The sequence below is a fragment of the Paenibacillus xylanexedens genome, assembly GCF_007676705.1.
GTDB lineage: Bacteria > Bacillota > Bacilli > Paenibacillales > Paenibacillaceae > Paenibacillus > Paenibacillus xylanexedens_C.
Map to the genome: position 1 here is coordinate 1 of NZ_VEBF01000427.1, position 257 is coordinate 257.

Here is a 257-nt window from a genome sequence, read left to right on the forward strand (position 1 = left end):
CATGTTGAGGGAGGTAATAAGGGAGTGATTGATGTGGAGTGATACGTGAGAATGGATTTTGGAATTGTTTGATGAGATGGTGGTAGAAGTGATTGAGGAAATGAAGAAGATGGGGGATGGTGAAGTAGATGAGGAAAGTGGATTTTTTGATAATGTGTTTGGGGTAGTGGATGAATTGTTAGAGTTGGGTGGTGATGAGGATCTGTTGGTTAAGTTATGAGACGAGTTGAAGGAGTTTGGAAGGCTGGAGGTGCAGG

The 257-nt window shown here is 42.8% G+C and carries 1 protein-coding gene; it reads left to right on the plus strand.

Features of this window, described 5'->3' with window-relative positions; all coding sequences use genetic code 11:
* The first annotated feature begins 58 nt into the window (after positions 1 to 58).
* Positions 59 to 220 (plus strand): hypothetical protein, encoded by a 162-nt coding sequence (locus FS628_RS31715; RefSeq protein WP_186328058.1) that lies wholly within the window; start codon positions 59 to 61, stop codon positions 218 to 220.
* Positions 221 to 257 lie beyond the last annotated feature (37 nt).